Source organism: Leeuwenhoekiella sp. NPDC079379 (assembly GCF_044542075.1).
GTDB lineage: Bacteria > Bacteroidota > Bacteroidia > Flavobacteriales > Flavobacteriaceae > Leeuwenhoekiella.
Map to the genome: position 1 here is coordinate 264,067 of NZ_JBITTU010000004.1, position 14,063 is coordinate 278,129.

Here is a 14,063-nt window from a genome sequence, read left to right on the forward strand (position 1 = left end):
CTAAATAGTAATCTTTAGGTAACATTTTTAACAGTGTGGTTAATTAAACTTAATCTAACCAATACACCGGGTTAACGCCTTAAGTCTCTTGTCTAGATAGCTTTGTCACCAGACTAAATAACTAAAACTATGACAATGATTACTCTAAAAAAATTGCTTCTTAATTGTATGATGCTTGCTTCGGTAGGCGTTTTATTTATGGCGTGTGAGGGCGAAGATGGCCTTGACGGAATCGACGGTGTTGATGGTGCAGACGGCACAGATGGTGTTGACGGAAATGATGGGGGAGACTTCACTCCAGACCCAGGTATGTTCTCAAATAAATCTAACCTCGAACCTCTAGTGGCAATGATGCCTCAATTTAATTATGTAAAGGCGTATTCTATGCTTAGCTCTTCAGATACGTTGAGTAACGAATTTAAATTAGTAGGTGCTCAGGATGGTGCAGGGTTCTTAAAAGATCCTAACAGCGACGGGTATATTTATGTGGTAAATGCAGAAGATACCTATGCAGTATCTCGTATTATGCTCGATAAAAATTTAAAGCCGTTAACGGGTGAGTGGTTATTAAACTCTAGTGTAGGAGATTATGCGCGCCAGTGCTCCGGTACGATGTGGGAAGCTGCTATTCACGGGGGTTCTCAAGATTTGTTTCTTTCTGCTTCAGAAAGCATTAACTACGATGTAAAAGGTATCGACCCATATATGACTCCAACTCCGGGAGCAGACTTTGGTTTAGATGCTTTAGGTGAATTCTCATGGGAAAATGCAGTGCCACTTCCTAAAGATGCGTATACCGGTAAAACTGTGATTTTAGGAGGTGATGATGATTCTAGTGGGTCTCAAGGTCAGGTGACTATGTATCTTTCAGAAAATGGTGACGCAGATTTAGAAAATGGTAAAATCTATGTGCTGCGTTTTAAAGAAATATCTAATGGCGCAGGCGGAAAAACTGCAGTTACAGCGGGTCAAATTTACAACGAGAGCAACCTTGATTTTCAAAAGTCATACGCGGTAGAATTTGTAGAAATCGCCGGCGGAAAAGACCTCACTAAAAACGAAATGGAAGATGCGTGTGTAGCGGTACAGGCTTCAGCATTTATGCGTGTTGAAGATGTAGATTATCAAAAAGGTTCTGATGCTAAAGGTCGCAATGTATTTTTTGCGGTTACCGGTCGTGGTCCGGGAGCAGGTACTTACAATGATTGGGGAACGGTTTATAAATTAGAATTAGATGCTGCTAACCCATTACAGGGTAATTTAACTCAAATTATTAGCGGAAATACAGATACCAATAAAGCAGATGGTAACGTAGCCTTATTACAAAGCCCAGACAACATTTGTGTTACTGAAAACTTCGTGTATTTTCAAGAAGATCCTAACTCATTTTCAAAAGGACACAGTGCATTTATCTATCAGTCAGACTTAAATGGTAACAACTCACGTCCGGTTTTAGAGCTTGTTATTCGTCAGGATTTAGTAGAAAACGGCAGTAGTGGCTTTAGTGGAGAATTTGGTGCACTAACAGATATATCTGATAAAGTAGGAGTTCCGGGAACTTTTATCTTAAACCTACAGCCTCATTACTGGACAAACACTTCCTTTAAAGGCCGTGATGGTCATAGTTTTTCAGACTTAGGTGACGAAGACGATCAGGGAGGACAAATTGTTTTATTACAAGGTTTACCCAGATAGATTCATTTAGCAATCAAAATTACAAACCTCCGTGTATTGCGGAGGTTTTTTCCATTTATAAAGCGAAACCATTTATGTATAATAAAATATCTCTGCTTCTCATCTGCTGTATGCTGTTGCTCAGTAATTCCTGTAAAAAGGAAACCACGACTGAAGCATTAGAACAACGTATAGACTGGTCTGCAGCTCACAACTTTTATCTCGATCACATAACCCTATCCCTAAACTATCTTGATAGTTTACAGTTAGTAGAATCGTCAGATATAAAAGCTAAAACCTATTTTATTAAAGCACGGGAAGCCTTTAAACAGGCAGAGCCTTTTGCGTCCTATTTAAGTCCCGAAGTGGGGCACCAGGCAAACGGTCCTGCATTACCCAGACTTACCGATGATACCCAGAAAGTATTGCAGCCCATAGGCTTTCAAAAGTTAGAAGAATCTATTTACGAAGGTGGCGTAAGTGAAGCGCAATACACAGAAGAAGTGCAGCTTACTAAAGGATTACTTTCGGTGTTAAAAGCAAGTATAGAAAAACGAGATTTAAATGCGCAGCGGTTTTTTATTGCGACACACCAGCAATTGATGCGAATTTTAAGTTTTGGGATTACCGGTTTTGATACGCCTGTAAGCGAACTGGGATTAAATGAAACGCAGATTTCTTTAAACAGTCTTGTACAAGTTTATGAATTGAGTTTGCAAAATATGGTACAAACCGTAGATGCTGAGCTCGATAAGAAGTTTAAAAATGAAGTAGCGAGTGCCGTTGCTTTTATAGAAAAGAATAAAGATTTTGCAAGTTTTGACCGATATACGTTTTTACGAGATTATTTTAATCCCATTACCCGCAGTTGGGTTGGCATACGCCAGGTTTCTGATATTTGGGAACCTGTAAAAAATAAACCCTTCAATTTTAATGCGCCCACTTTTTTTGAAAGCGACGCGTTTAATGTAGATTTTTTTAGACAGGCAACAAACAGTAATCCTACGCAGCAACAAATAGATTTAGGAGCACGGTTGTTTTTTGATAAGAAAGTTTCTAAAGGCGCGACTATGGCTTGTGCAACCTGCCACATACCCGAGAACGCGTATGCAGATGGTTTAAAGCTCAACTTTTCTAATGCAGGTGCATTTTTAAAAAGAAATACCCCCACGCTTATAAATTCAATTTTTCAGCAGGGCTTTTTCTGGGATGGTCGCGCCCCTGATATGATGTCTCAAATCTCGGGCGTGTTTACTAATGATGCTGAGTTTGATAGTGCGGTGCACGAGTTTTCAGACGCTATCTTAAAAGATTCGTCTTATGTAGACGCTTTTAAGGAAGTTTTTGGCGATCGTAAATGGACGAATGATGAGGTAATTAAATCCCTTTCAGCATACATTTCAACCTTAAATTCGTTTGATTCTAAATTTGATAAAAATATGCGTGGTGAAGAAACTACATTCACTTCCGCAGAAAAACAAGGGATGAATTTGTTTATGGGAAAAGCACTTTGTGCAACCTGCCACTTTATGCCGCTTACCGGAGGCACTGTACCACCCTTTTTTACAGAAACCGAAAAAGAAGTTATCGGAGTTCCTAAAACTGCAGCGAATAAAACTTTAGACACAGATACCGGTTTTTATTTTATGTATGAAGAACCTATGCAATTTGGTATGTTTAAAACACCCACTGTGCGCAATGCTGCCGTAACAGCACCATACATGCACAATGGTGTTTATGAAACACTCGCACAGGTAATGGATTTCTATAATAAAGGAGGAGGAGCCGGTCTTGGGTTTGACCTACCGCACCAGACTTTACCCTTTGATAATTTACAGTTAACCGAAGATGAACTGCAATCGCTGGTGGCTTTCGTAGAGACGTTAACCGCGATACCTGCACTTCAAAAAGAGTAGTTTTAACCCACTTAAAAATTCTTGAAAATTAGCAGCAACTTAACAAGTTGCTGTTTAACTTTGTACTCGTAATGAATACATTTTTGAAGGCTTTCTTTATTACCATGTTGCTGTTTTGTACAGCACAGGCGAGTTATGGGTTTTCAGGAGATGATGATTCTGCCATTACGGTACCGGCAGACAAACACCGTACTCAGCTTACAAATAACAATGATCAGGCGCTGGTTATTGAGCATATTGTTTTAGGTATTCCTGAAATTGCTTCTCGCACTCAGGAAGAGTCTTTAACCGAAAATTTTTCCTCACCCGGGTTAACTCTAGAGGTTGCAAATACAGCTTCAGAAAATGACTTTGATCGCGATTACTTAAACTACGCTATCACTATTTGTCCTGCGTTGAGCGGACTCGTGATGATATTTCCTTTTCATCTTTTTCCCTAGTATTTAACTGCTTATTAGAATTTGTGAGTGTACCTAATGGGTATGACTCCAACACCTGATGCTTTGCATCAAAAAAATCCTATAAAAACAGTTTAAATAGTAAGTATGAAAGTAGATATGATTTTAGTTTTTACCATTGTAGTTGGCCTGGTAGCAGTTCCTTATGCATTGTTTATAATTTTTGGATCAGGAAATTCAAAGAAAGTTGCCAATCAGATTAAAGAGGAAGCTAAACACCACAACCTAAATATTAACCAGCAGGAAAAATGGTCGTCTCGCCATATTGCTTTAGACAGTGTAGCTAACAAGTTACTTTTTGCAAGAACTGAAAACAAAGAGTTAATTTTTAAGCACGTAGATTTGAATAGCATTAGTCGCGTTGCGATACTTGAGCACGTAGAGTCTAAACGTATAGACGGAAAAACCCACAGTACATTAGAAAAGCTTTCTTTAGAATTTATTTCTGCAGAACACGCGCAGCCGGTTGTTTTAAATTTTTACAATTCTGAAACTGACGCAACTCAAAATTATGAGGTTGCTCGTGCTACAAAGTGGAAAACCCTAATTGAAAACCAATTAAATCTGGGCTTAAAAAAAGCCAAAGCAGCCTAATACAAAATAAGTTTGGTTAGTGAGAAAAGCCCTGAGCGTTTGAATGTTCAGGGCTTTTTTAATGTTTTTTTAAGTAGTGCGCTTATTAATCGAGTCTGTTTTTGACATATTCAATTTCAGTTTTGCCGTGAGGTTGAGCATTACCATCTTCATCAAGACCTACCATAACAATTTTGTCAATTGTGATTATAGTCTCGCGTGTCATTTTATTACGTACTTCGCATTTAAGCGTAATGGAAGCGGTACCAAATTTTACGGGTTCGAGACCTATCTCAATAATATCTCCCTCGCGGGCACTCGCTTTAAAATCTATTTCACTAATGTATTTGGTAACAGTTCTGGGATTCTCTAATTGAATAATGGCATATAAAGCAGCCTCTTCATCAATCCATTCTAAAAGCCTGCCTCCAAAAAGTGAGCGATTGGGGTTTAAATCCTGGGGTTTGATCCATTTTCGGGTGTGAAAATTCATAAATTTTACATTTCAGATTCGTTGATAAAGCTAATAAAAATCAAGCTTTTAATGCTAACGTAAGTTTTGAATCATTTATAGTATCATAATCAATTTAGATGCAATGTTACGTGCAAGTCAAATTTTAAACAACCGTTAGTGTACTGTAACCTTGTCCGTTTTGAGTGAGTTGTATTTGTGTAGCGATACGTTCTTTTAAACTGTCAACGTGACTAATGACGCCAATCATCTTAGACGATTCTGCCTGTAGCACTTCGAGTGTATCTAAAGTCTGGTCTAAAGTCTCGGGATCGAGTGTGCCAAAACCTTCATCAATAAACAAACTATTGATTTCTATATTCCGCGAAGCGAGATCAGATAAAGCTAACGCTAGCGCAAGACTTAGAATAAAAGTCTCTCCGCCACTTAGCGTTTTAATAGACCTGCGTTGCCCGCCCATATGCTCGTCTATCGCTACCAGACTGTCGTCTTCATCGCCTGTGGGTTGATCTATACGATAACGATCTGTAAGCTGTAGCAGGCGTTTGTTTGCTAAGGTTAATAATTGCTGTAAGGTAAGATCCTGTGCAAAATTATTAAACTTATTCCCGGTAGCATCCCCGATGAGGTCAAACAGTACCTGCCAATGTTTTGATCGTTCCAGCTCATTTTCTATCTGATTGCGCAATTGGGCGATGAACTCCAGGTTTTGTTTTTGATTTTTAAGAATTCGGGAGAGTTCATTCCCGGTGTTTTCATTGATCGTTAGGGCTTCGTTTTTTTGAGCTTGCTCCTCCTGAAGTTTTTCTAAAGAAACGGCGCCGGTAGTTTCTTTTAAAATTTTGATTTCATCGGAGAGTTTACGTTGCAGGGTTTTAAGACGTACCAGACTACTTTGCAACTGTTGCAATTCGCTCGTCCAGGTTTGTGCTACCGAAGCGTTCAAACGCTGCTCTAGGGCATCCTCTATAGAAGCATATCCTTTTTGCTGCAGATTGCTGAGTAGGGAAGTGGTAAGGGTTTTTAGACGCTCTGTAATTTCTGCAGAAGTTTGTTTCGCAATTTTCAAGAGCTGCTGCTGCTGGCTTATGCTTTGTTCATTAAGATTCCAGGTGGTTTCAATAATACTGATTTGACTTTCGAAATTCGGGATTTCACCAGAATAGAGCTGTTGTATTGCAGCCGTATTCTTTTTACCCTGATCAATAAGTGTATTCAGAGTTTCAATTTGTTTTTTTAAAGTTTGAAGCAGGGTCAGCTCATCTTGTAGTTTTTTGGCAAGAGCCAAATCGTCTACCTGCTTTTCTAAACGCGTCTCCTGGGATGAAAACGAATAGTTTTCTACCACATCGTACATTCCTTTGAAACGTGTATCAAATTCACGTTGGGCGGTTTCCAATTGGGTGTTTAATTCTTCAATTTGCCGATTCAAAACCGAAGTTTGCTGGGTAAACTGCTTTAGTTCTGCTTGTTTTTCAATGTGTTCTTTTTGCAGGTTTTTAAGCTCTTGCTCAAGCTGTTCTACAGCAGATTTCAGTCCGTTTTCCTGCTCCGGAAGGTGTGTAGCAAATGGATGTTTTAAAGAGCCACACAAGGGACATGGAACATCAGGCTTGAGTTCATTGCGGTAATCGTCGAGCTGTTTTTGAAGGTTCTCAACTTCCAGCGTTTTTTGCCTGGCAAGCAGTTGAACTTCCTTGAGCTCTAGTTGCTGTGTAATTTTTTCAATCGTTTCCGGTAATCCTTTTTGTTGGCCGGTGATAGTTTCTAGTTCTGCCGTTTTTTTAGTGCATTCGGTTTTTAGATTGCTAAGCAGAATGTTTGCTTTTTCTGCAAGTCGCAGTTGGCGTAGTTGTTCCTGAGTTGCCGTTTGCAGGGTTTCTATAGAATGCTTTTGAAAATCAAATTGCTGGGCTACGTTTTTGTAGTGTGTATTTTTAAGCGCTTGCTTCTCGTTGAGTTCGCTCTGAAAGGCTTCAGTTTTAGAAGCTTTTGCAATGAAATTTAAAGGGACGGCGACGCTGTCGATGTGCTTTACACTGTTAGTATATGTAGCACCAATGGTACTGCGTTCTGCGATGAGTTGACGCACTTCACGTTTATAATTCTCCAGCTTTTGAGCGAAATTGGCTGGTGAAACTTCTAACCTAAAACTTGTAGCAATTTCTTGCTTTAGTGTTTCGCGTTGGGTAGTTGCTTGCTGTATGGCTTCGGTTGCAGCAGTGATTTCTTTAGCTTTTTCTGCTGCTTTTTCGCGAAGCGTTAACCAGCGGTTTAATTCTTCAGCAAACAGTTGTAGTTCCTGATGGCTTCTAAGCTTACTGCCTTTTTCCTCTTCAAATTTTTGATGCTGTTCTTCCGCTTCGCGTAATTGTTTTTGGGTTTTAATGTGTTCGTTTTCCTGTTTTTTCAGTTCGGTTTTTAACTTGATTTCGTTGCTTAGGGCATCAAGCTCTTTCTTTAATTTTGTCCGTTCTGACGCTATTTTTTCAGCTTCCTGTTGCTTTTCAGCATAAACAGTTTCTTCAAGTAGTTGTTCTTTGTAGATTTCTATTTTGGCCCGTTTTAAGTCTAATTCTTTGGCCCGCTCTTTATGTTTTAGATATACTTCCATACCTATTCTTCGGTAGATTTCGGTACCGGTTATTTTTTCTAAAAGAGCGCCACGTTCTTTTTTCGGCACCTGTAAAAATTTGGCAAATTCGCCCTGTGCCAATACCACACTTTTGATAAACTGATCGTAATTCAAACCGATTAATTCTTCATTTTTTGCCGGAACATCAGACTTTTTCAAATCGAGAATAGCTTCAGTTTCCACACTAGAAATCTCCATATGGTAGTCTCGTAAATTGCCGTTACGGTTTGTTGATATAGACCAGGTAGAAGCAAACACTCCTTCTTTACACCGGTAGGTAATTTGTGCATAAGCTTCGGTCTGGTTGCGGGTTAAAATCGCTCCTTTTTTAAGAATTTCGCCCGTACTCATCTTGCCAAGTCTTGGCACATGATTAAATAACGCCAGAGAAATCACATCAAGAATCGTTGTTTTTCCGCTACCGGTAGGACCGGTAATCGCAAATAAACTGTTCTGTAAAAAAGGTTCTTTAGTGAAATCGATATGATGCTCACCGCGTAGCGAGTTGATATTTTGAAAGTCTATTTTTAATATTTTCATCAATTAAAAATTGAAAGTGACCTGAGGTCAATAGTATTTTTGTTTGAATGGCAAAGTGCTCTTATGCGTGATCTAACATATGTATTTGCTCTACAATCTCCTGAAAGGCCTGCGTTACTTGTGCTTTAGTTTCTGCATCATAACTGTGTTGCTCCAGCATTTTTTCAAAAACCTCCTGAGGTTTTAAATCTTCGAGATGTTGATGCGTGGCAAAAAGTTGCCCCGTTTCTTTTAGTCGGTTTTTAAAGGTAGCACGGTGTTTTACAATCTCGAGTTGAGGTTCTTCAAACGAAGTCACCAGATCATCCAGTTGGTTGATGAGGTTTGCATCAAAATTCTCTTCCAGGAGTTCGACTTCTATAAGATTTATTAAATCGCCTTCAGCAGTTAAGTTGCTAAGTTTGGCTTTGATTTCGTCTAAAGATCCGCTTACTTTATTCAGTTTCCGAAACGCAGGAATGCCAATACTTGTGGGTTCAAAACCGGTTGCGGTATCTAAAACCAATACACGTTTTTCATCTTTGCGCTCGCTAAAGGAAAGCGGAAGTGGAGACCCGCTGTAAAAAGTAGGAATCGCTGCTGTCACGCGCTGTGGTTTGTGAATGTGACCCAAGGCGACGTAATTGAAATAATCCCCAAACTGACTTGCCTGAAATGCCGCTTGATTACCGATCTGTATATCGCGTTCGCTGTCTGAACTCTCAATACCTGCAGCATACAAATGTCCCATTGCTACCGCGGGTAGACCAGGAAAATTTTGTTTACAAAGTACTTCTGCCTGTGTAAATGTAGCTTCAATACCTTTGCGAATAGCCTCAATACGATTATCATACACCACACCTTCTTCAGCAGAACGAATGTCACTTTCTCGTAAAAATGGAATTGCCGCCACTACGAGTTCGAGTTCACCTTGCTTATTGTTAACCGGAATCAAACAGTCTGATAGTTCCTGAGGCATCCCGCCTATAATGTACACATTAAGTGCTTCCAGAATTTCACGAGGTGCATCGAGCATACTGGGCGAATCGTGATTGCCGCCGGTGATGATGATTTTACAGTTAAGCTGACTTAGTTTTTTAAGCGCCAGATAATACTGCCGGCGCGCCTCTGCTGAAGGGTTTGCCAAATCAAACACATCGCCTGAAATCAACAACAGTTCTATTTTTTCATCACGCATAATACCTGTGAGCCAGTTTATAAACAGCTCAAAATCTGCGTGTAAATAGTGCTTGTGTAGTTTTTTACCGATATGCCAATCGGCAGTATGCAAAATTTTCATGATTCTGATTTTTGTAACGTAGGAGGAAAGTCGAAGTTACGAAAATTAGAAAGTAGATCGGGTTGAAGTTAGAATGTGAAAGTTAAAAAGTTAATGTTAGAACGTATTCGTCACCCTGAACTTTTTTCAGGGTCACATTAGCTTTATAAAGGTGAATTAGCGTGAGATAACTGAAAGTAATATTTTGATAATTTTTATTTAAAAGAGTCAACTACAGAAGAACTTAAAATGTATTTTTATTGCTTGCCCTGCGGTCTCAAATAGTTATCAAAAATTAGTTAGTCCTATAAAATATGAAGGTTTTCTCATTATTTTTTTTCTTTTTCGTAACAATAATCTCTTTTGCACAGTGTCCTACAGTAAACATTTCTTTAGGCTCGCAAGAAGATATCGATGCATTTAAAATAAATTTTCCTGATTGTACAAGCCTAAGTTACGATTTAGAAATTATTGATTATAATAGTAACATTGTCAATTTAGATGGTTTGCTTTCTCTTATTAACATTCAAGGCAGTCTTACTATTAGAGGACTTAATGACAACGTTAATTTTGATGGTCTTAAGAATTTAAATGTTATTGCTGGCAATTTTACACTTAGCAGTAATTCAATTAAAAGTCTTATTGGTTTGTCTAATTTAAATTCTGTAGGAGGTGATTTTAATTTTACGAATAATGTTTTAGAAAGTTTTAAAGGATTAGAAAATTTAAATTTGATTCAAGGAAATTTTGATTTTTCAAGAAATTCATTTGAACAATTTGAGGGATTAAATAAGCTTACTACTGTGAATGGAAATTTTATAGCACAGTATACAGGTAATTTAAATTATTTAGATAGGCTTAGTAATTTAAAACTAATAGGAGGCAATTTAATACTATCTTATAATGGAGTTGAGACAATTACAGGGTTTCCGGTATTAGAAGTAATTAAAGGAGGGTTATTTTTTGAACAGAATTTGAGTACACATATTACTGGATTTGAAAAACTATTAAGCGTTGGTAATGGAATTTTAATTGAGCGCAATACTAAATTGATTGATATAAATGGATTTAGCCTTTTAAGTTCTGTAGTAGGAGATTTCTATATTGTAGAAAATGAAAGTTTGGTTAATTTAAACGGTTTTCCAAACCTTGAGCTTATTGACGGGTCGATTCAGGTGATTAGAAATCAAAAAATTGAGTCTTTTTCTGCTTTTGATAAACTTGAATCTATAAATAAAAATTTAAGGTTTTTAAGTAATCGAATACCTCTAATATCAGGTTTCGAAAACTTAAAAAGTATATCTGGTAATTTAGAATTTAAAGATAATGGAGAAGCGGTTTTAGGTTTCAATAGTTTGACATCTTTAGGTGGTTTTTTATCGTTTGATGAGAATAGAATTTTAAAGTCTGTTGATGGGTTTCGTGCATTAGAAACTATTGGGGATTCATTTTCTTTTTATAAAAACGAAGAGCTCGTATCTATATTAGGTTTTGACAATTTAAAAAATGTAATGGTAGTTTTAGAATCACGTATAATTCTAAGCTAAAAACTTTAAGTCAATTTCAAAGACTAGAAAGTTTAAATGGCGAATTTTTTCTTTTTATACATTCCTTAAAAAGTTTAAATGGGTTTAACTCTTTAAAAAATGGTGTTTCCGATTTTGCAGTTAGGAGTGGGGATGAACTCGAAATGATTGAAGGCTTTAATTCTCTGGAGAATATTGCCGGCGAGTTGAAAATTTGGGATAACAATATGTTAAAAGAAATTTCAGGATTTAATGAAATAAAACAAATTATAGGAAGGGCAGATATAGACAATAATGCAATCCTCAAAAAAATTAGTGGCTTTAAAAAACTTGAGGTTATTGAAACGGGAATTCACTTTAACGCAAATGCTCTAGTTGACTTTGGCGGATTTGATAATTTAAAAGAGATAGGATATTTCGCGCTCAGCAATAATTCAGAAATATGCGTTCTGGATGGTTTTAATAAACTGGAAGGTACGATGATTGATTTTAGTACCTACAATGTATCCATATCAGATTTAAGTGGGTTTAATAATCTTTCCACTGTTGGATGGATAAGGCTAAATAATACTTCTATTCAAAATTTATCAGGATTTACAAATGTGAAGAATATTGAAATTAGTTTAGCAATAAGTTCTTGTCACTTGGAGACATTTGCAGGTTTTGATAATTTATTGGACATAGGTGAGGAATTATATATTAATATTAATGATGGTTTTAATGAAATAGCAGGTTTAAAAAAACTCAAATCTGTAGGTAAGAGTATTACTTTGCAATACAATGATGATTTAAATAATATAGAAGCTTTAGATACAATTGATGAAGTTGGTGAGTACATTCTTATTAATGGAAATCCCCAGTTGAGTATTTGTAATATAAACATAGTTTGTAAATTTTTGGAAGAAGGTAAAACCGTTATAGGTTACAATAAGGAAGGTTGTAATAGTAATTCCGAAGTTTTACAACAATGTAGGGGTGGATTAAGTATAGATGAAAATGAAAAATTAGTGTTTAGTATTTATCCAAATCCTACTCAGGATATATTGAATATTGAATATGAATCAGAACTACCGGAAAAACTTGAATTATTAGATTTGAATGGTAGACTGGTTTTAGAAGCTAAGCCAAATAAATCTATAAATTTGAAAAATCTCAATTCAGGAATTTATTTAGTCAGATTTACTTTTGAAGATGCTGTTTACCTTAAGAAAATTATTAAATATTGAAAATGATTTTGAGGTTATACTACTGATAATTTAAAATACTATTTCTATGAATAAAACCTCAGTATTCCTAATCCTTATATCTCTATTCACCATCCATCAACAGGCAAATAGCCAAACTAAAAAGGACGTTTCGTATTTACAGCAAGTTGGCGCAATAGACAGTCTGTATTCTCAAACGCTGCAGGAAAGCCTTAATTTTTATGTAGAACTTCCGGAAGGGTATACTCCAGATTCGGGGAAGAAGTATCCGGTTGCGTATATCTTGGACGGCGAACTGTTGTTGCCGGCATTAGCAACCGTTCTTAATTTTTACAGCGGTGGTTTTTTACCAGATATGGTGCTGGTAGGTGTTTCAAATGAGACGCACCGTACTCGCGATTTAACTACATCGGCAATGCCGGGTCCTGGTGGGGAACTCAATTCTGAGCAGGGCGGGGCAGAAGCCTTTTATAATTTTCTGGCAGACGAGCTGATTCCCTATGTGGAGGCACATTATCCGGTGACGGGTTACCGCACGTTGATCGGGCATTCCTACGGCGGGTTGTTTACCGTGAACACACTACTAAACCATCCCGAAATGTTCGCCAATTATCTGGCGATCGATCCCAGTCTTGATTGGGACAATCGTAAACTCCTTAACGAAGCCTCTCAAAAATTGGAGACTACAAACTATGGGGATAAGACGCTTTTTGTATCGCTAAGCGGACAAATGCATCTGCAGAAACCCGAAATGACCCTGGCGGAAGCAAGGCTTGATACCACTGATTTTACCGGCTTTTCGAGAGCCAACCTCACTTTTAATGATTTGCTGAATGCGAACCCACAAAACGCACCGCAATTTGAATGGAAATTTTATCCCAACGATTTACACGGGACGGTGCCGTTACCGTCTATTATGGATGGGATGATTTCGCTTTTTGAATGGTATCAGATGGAGGACATTCATAAATTCAATATTCCGGAAACAACTGTAGCAGAACTGGACCGCATTCTAACGCAGCAAGCTAAAAAGCTCGAAGATCATTTTGGCTACGCCGAACCTCCACTACCGGATTTCTTATTGAATATGAGCGGCTATATGAGCATGGATATGGACCAACCGAAAAAGGCAAAATTCTACTTTGAGCAGGGTATTAAGTACTATCCCAATAGTGCCAACGCCTACGATTCTCTAGCTGATTATTACGAGCGCACCGGCGATAAAGCGGCTGCTTTACAAGCAATCACTAAAGCTTATGAACTCAATCCTGATGCGTATTACAAAGAACGGATGGAGTCATTAAAAGAGAATTAAATACTTCGGAAACAGGTCCTACAAACAGAAAGGTTTTGGTATTTTGCATAGAATGAATAAATTATAAACGATCAACTATAAAGTTTATGAATAAATCACAGATTAGAGGAATTGCAATACTGTGTCTTGCACTAATAGCCAGTTTTTTAATAGACAACAATTTTATTCAAACCCTTACAGGCGCGCTTTGTGCCATTGGTTTAGGGTTTATTTTCAAATGGATTCCGTTTAAAAAACGTATTAATTAATAATTTAAGATCTGAACAGTTTGCAAGTGTAAATAGGTATATACGTATTGCTAAATATTCAGTTTAAAAAAATAGAGTATCGTTTGATTATGAACTCGTTTAAAGCGTTTTACCTAATTAATTTTGAGTTTTACTTTTTAAAATATTTTGTACTTAAGTTTAGGTATAGATTGATTTCTTTTGGTACAATCATAAAAAAAGCGAACGTAAAACGTTCGCTTTTTTCTAAAGTTTAAAAATTAG

At 37.4% G+C, this 14,063-nt stretch carries 11 protein-coding genes; 8 read left to right on the plus strand and 3 right to left on the minus strand.

What is annotated here, in order from left to right; translation table 11 throughout:
- Positions 1–135 precede the first annotated feature (135 nt).
- From ACIGAM_RS09525 to ACIGAM_RS09540, 4 genes are all read left to right on the plus strand, one after another.
- Positions 136–1,695 (plus strand): hypothetical protein, encoded by a 1,560-nt coding sequence (locus ACIGAM_RS09525; RefSeq protein WP_396511224.1) that lies wholly within the window; start codon positions 136–138, stop codon positions 1,693–1,695.
- Between the two features lie 74 nt (positions 1,696–1,769).
- On the plus strand, positions 1,770–3,590 hold the full coding sequence (locus ACIGAM_RS09530) for a cytochrome c peroxidase (RefSeq protein ID WP_396511225.1): 1,821 nt from the start codon (positions 1,770–1,772) through the stop codon (positions 3,588–3,590).
- A 71-nt stretch (positions 3,591–3,661) separates the two neighbouring features.
- Positions 3,662–4,030 (plus strand): hypothetical protein, encoded by a 369-nt coding sequence (locus ACIGAM_RS09535; RefSeq protein WP_396511226.1) that lies wholly within the window; start codon positions 3,662–3,664, stop codon positions 4,028–4,030.
- A 105-nt stretch (positions 4,031–4,135) separates the two neighbouring features.
- Positions 4,136–4,642 (plus strand): hypothetical protein, encoded by a 507-nt coding sequence (locus ACIGAM_RS09540; RefSeq protein WP_396511227.1) that lies wholly within the window; start codon positions 4,136–4,138, stop codon positions 4,640–4,642.
- 85 nt (positions 4,643–4,727) lie between these two features.
- Here ACIGAM_RS09540 and ACIGAM_RS09545 read toward each other — a convergent pair whose 3' ends face one another.
- From ACIGAM_RS09545 to ACIGAM_RS09555, 3 genes are all read right to left on the minus strand, one after another.
- The gene (locus ACIGAM_RS09545; protein WP_396511228.1) at positions 4,728–5,114 is read right to left on the minus strand and encodes an acyl-CoA thioesterase; all 387 of its coding nucleotides are present in this window, start codon (positions 5,112–5,114) and stop codon (positions 4,728–4,730) included.
- A gap of 124 nt (positions 5,115–5,238) precedes the next feature.
- A complete protein-coding gene (locus ACIGAM_RS09550) occupies positions 5,239–8,268 on the minus strand; it encodes an AAA family ATPase (RefSeq protein WP_396511229.1) in 3,030 nt (1,009 codons plus the stop codon).
- A gap of 61 nt (positions 8,269–8,329) precedes the next feature.
- On the minus strand, positions 8,330–9,547 hold the full coding sequence (locus ACIGAM_RS09555; protein ID WP_396511230.1) for an exonuclease SbcCD subunit D C-terminal domain-containing protein: 1,218 nt from the start codon (positions 9,545–9,547) through the stop codon (positions 8,330–8,332).
- A 293-nt stretch (positions 9,548–9,840) separates the two neighbouring features.
- On the opposite strand from ACIGAM_RS09555, the gene ACIGAM_RS09560 reads away from it, so the two are divergent.
- From ACIGAM_RS09560 to ACIGAM_RS09575, 4 genes are all read left to right on the plus strand, one after another.
- Positions 9,841–11,073: a hypothetical protein gene (locus ACIGAM_RS09560; RefSeq protein WP_396511231.1), complete on the plus strand. Its 1,233-nt coding sequence runs from the start codon at positions 9,841–9,843 to the stop codon at positions 11,071–11,073.
- A gap of 143 nt (positions 11,074–11,216) precedes the next feature.
- The gene (locus ACIGAM_RS09565; protein WP_396511232.1) at positions 11,217–12,278 is read left to right on the plus strand and encodes a T9SS type A sorting domain-containing protein; all 1,062 of its coding nucleotides are present in this window, start codon (positions 11,217–11,219) and stop codon (positions 12,276–12,278) included.
- 46 nt (positions 12,279–12,324) lie between these two features.
- Positions 12,325–13,572, plus strand: coding sequence for an alpha/beta hydrolase-fold protein (locus ACIGAM_RS09570; protein WP_396511233.1), 1,248 nt, complete (start codon positions 12,325–12,327; stop codon positions 13,570–13,572).
- 86 nt (positions 13,573–13,658) lie between these two features.
- Complete coding sequence (locus tag ACIGAM_RS09575) at positions 13,659–13,820, plus strand: hypothetical protein (RefSeq protein WP_396511234.1); 162 nt, start codon at positions 13,659–13,661, stop codon at positions 13,818–13,820.
- Positions 13,821–14,063 lie beyond the last annotated feature (243 nt).

What these genes read in the sequence shown, in the direction of transcription:
- ACIGAM_RS09560 (WP_396511231.1), top strand. Translation starts at nt 9,841, where the DNA reads ATGAAGGTTTTCTCATTATTTTTTTTCTTTTTCGTAACAATAATCTCT.
- ACIGAM_RS09555 (WP_396511230.1), bottom strand. Translation starts at nt 9,547, where the DNA reads ATGAAAATTTTGCATACTGCCGATTGGCATATCGGTAAAAAACTACAC.
- ACIGAM_RS09525 (WP_396511224.1), top strand. Translation starts at nt 136, where the DNA reads ATGATTACTCTAAAAAAATTGCTTCTTAATTGTATGATGCTTGCTTCG.
- ACIGAM_RS09530 (WP_396511225.1), top strand. Translation starts at nt 1,770, where the DNA reads ATGTATAATAAAATATCTCTGCTTCTCATCTGCTGTATGCTGTTGCTC.
- ACIGAM_RS09565 (WP_396511232.1), top strand. Translation starts at nt 11,217, where the DNA reads ATGATTGAAGGCTTTAATTCTCTGGAGAATATTGCCGGCGAGTTGAAA.
- ACIGAM_RS09540 (WP_396511227.1), top strand. Translation starts at nt 4,136, where the DNA reads ATGAAAGTAGATATGATTTTAGTTTTTACCATTGTAGTTGGCCTGGTA.
- ACIGAM_RS09545 (WP_396511228.1), bottom strand. Translation starts at nt 5,114, where the DNA reads ATGAATTTTCACACCCGAAAATGGATCAAACCCCAGGATTTAAACCCC.
- ACIGAM_RS09575 (WP_396511234.1), top strand. Translation starts at nt 13,659, where the DNA reads ATGAATAAATCACAGATTAGAGGAATTGCAATACTGTGTCTTGCACTA.
- ACIGAM_RS09535 (WP_396511226.1), top strand. Translation starts at nt 3,662, where the DNA reads ATGAATACATTTTTGAAGGCTTTCTTTATTACCATGTTGCTGTTTTGT.
- ACIGAM_RS09570 (WP_396511233.1), top strand. Translation starts at nt 12,325, where the DNA reads ATGAATAAAACCTCAGTATTCCTAATCCTTATATCTCTATTCACCATC.
- ACIGAM_RS09550 (WP_396511229.1), bottom strand. Translation starts at nt 8,268, where the DNA reads ATGAAAATATTAAAAATAGACTTTCAAAATATCAACTCGCTACGCGGT.